This window comes from Henriciella sp. (assembly GCF_049649345.1).
GTDB lineage: Bacteria > Pseudomonadota > Alphaproteobacteria > Caulobacterales > Hyphomonadaceae > Henriciella.
In genome coordinates, this window is record NZ_JBARZC010000440.1 from 1 (window position 1) to 2,068 (window position 2,068).

Consider the following 2,068-nt stretch of genomic DNA (forward strand, 5'->3'; position numbering starts at 1 on the left):
GCCCCGGCAGCGACCGTGCAAGCACTTCGGCTTCGGCGCGGATGGAAGCCAGATCCATCATGAGGCGAGCTGTCCGGCGCATTCATTGGCGTCATCGAGCTTGGCCGACCACAGAGCCGGATTGGCATCGGCTTCGACCATTTCGTTCTCCACCGCCTGGCGCGACAGGGCGACCTCGGCCTCTATGCCTTCGATGAAGTCCGAGGCGGCCGGTGTCCGGTAGATGATGTCGTCGCGTTTCAGCCCGACCCCTTCGTGCTGCGCCCAGGCGAGGATGAGGTCCTGCTCGGCGCTCTGCAAGGTATCGGCGGCCAGTTCGATCTCGCCCGGCGCAAGGGCGACCCCGTCGGCATTGATCGCGATCATCGCTTTCTGAATGGCGCGGTAGCAGTGTCCCATTGCTTCTGTATCCGGCCCGCGCATGGCCGGCTGGCAGGCGCTTAGCCCCGCCAGTCCGAGCGAGGCCAGCCCCAGTCGCATCGGGTAACGCCGCTTCATATCAGACAGGCGCCCTCGCCAGGTCCGAGATGAGATCGCTGAGCATTGGCGCATGGCCGGTCGGGTCATAGCGCATCGCCATACGGTGGCCGAGGCAGGGTTCTGCGAGGGATTCGACGTCTTCGAGCGAGGGTGACAGGCGGCCCCTGAGAAGCGCGCGGGCGCGGCAGGCAAGCATCAGGGCCTGTCCGGCGCGGGGGGATGGGCCCCAGTCGACATAGCGTTTGACGCGGTCGTCGGAGGTCTGCTCGGGGCGCGCTTCGCGCACAGTGGCGAGGATGGCGGCGAGGACTTTCTCTCCGACAGGCATCTGGCGGACGAGGGTCTGGAGTTTCATCAGCTCTTCGGCGGTGATCGCGGCTTCGACTTTGGCATCATCGGTGCCGGTCGTCTCGATCAGGATTTTCCGTTCGGTGTCGACATCCGGATAGGTGACGTCGATCTTGAGCAGGAAGCGGTCGAGCTGGGCTTCGGGCAGTGGATAGGTGCCTTCCTGCTCGATCGGGTTCTGGGTGGCAAGCACATGGAAGGGCGCCGGCAGGTCATGGCGCACGCCTGCGACAGTGACATGGCGTTCCTGCATCGCCTGGAGGAGGGCGGACTGTGTGCGCGGGGAGGCGCGGTTGATCTCGTCGGCCATCAGGAGCTGGGTGAAGATCGGGCCCTTGATGAAGCGGAAGCTGCGCTCGCCCGTCGAGCTCTCGTCAAGCACTTCGGAGCCGAGAATGTCGGATGGCATCAAGTCCGGGGTGAATTGGATGCGGGCGGCATCGAGGCCGAGCGCTGTGCCCATTGCATCGACGAGGCGGGTCTTGGCAAGACCGGGCGCACCGATCAGAAGCGCATGCCCGCCGGCCAGGATGGCAGATAGGGCGAGTTCGATCACGCGCTCCTGTCCAAAGATGGCCTTGGCGATCTCATCCTTCACCTTGGCGAGGGTTTCGCCAGCCGCTTCCGCGTCCTGCACAATTGCCTGATTTTCGTCTGCCATGAGCTCTCCGTCTTCACTCCCGGGTACAACAGACCTAGGTCTAGGCAAAATGATGGCGGAGCGCGACGTGAAATCCAATCAAAACACTGCAATCAGTCTCGAAGAGCTCCTGAAAGTGATCTCGCCGGACCCGTCCGGGCGCCAATTGCCGCCGGTCGAGACGTGGGCTCCTGAGCGCAGCACCGACATCAATATGGAAATCCGCGCCGATGGCAGCTGGTGGCATGAAGGCGGAGAGATCAGGCGGGACAGGCTTGTCAGGCTGTTCTCCACCATCCTGCGCCGCGATGAGGATGGCTCCTACTGGCTGGTGACGCCGTATGAAAAGGTGGTGGTGCATGTCGAGGATGTGCCGTTCGTGGCAATCCGTGCCGACACAGTGTCGCAGGATGGCGAGAACGCGATGGCCTTCACGACGAATGTCGGCGACACGGTGGTGGCCGGGCCGGATCATCCGATCCGGGTCGATACAGATCCTGAGACAGGTGAGCCCTCGCCTTATGTGCACGTGCGCGGCCGGTTGGAAGCGAAACTGTCGCGCGCGGTCTTCTATGAGCTTGGGGCAATGGCCGAGGCGGG

3 protein-coding genes are annotated in these 2,068 nt (G+C 63.8%); 1 reads left to right on the top strand and 2 read right to left on the bottom strand.

The window, feature by feature from the left end; all coding sequences use genetic code 11:
• Positions 1–57: 57 nt before the first annotated feature.
• Positions 58–498 (bottom strand): hypothetical protein, encoded by a 441-nt coding sequence (locus tag WA989_RS12175; RefSeq protein ID WP_424340764.1) that lies wholly within the window; start codon positions 496–498, stop codon positions 58–60.
• Position 499: 1 nt separating this feature from the next.
• A complete protein-coding gene (locus WA989_RS12180; RefSeq protein WP_424340765.1) occupies positions 500–1,489 on the bottom strand; it encodes an AAA family ATPase in 990 nt (329 codons plus the stop codon).
• A 67-nt stretch (positions 1,490–1,556) separates the two neighbouring features.
• Between WA989_RS12180 and WA989_RS12185 the strand changes: the two genes are divergently transcribed.
• On the top strand, positions 1,557–2,068 hold a 512-nt coding region (locus WA989_RS12185), incomplete at its 3' end, for a DUF1285 domain-containing protein (protein ID WP_424340766.1).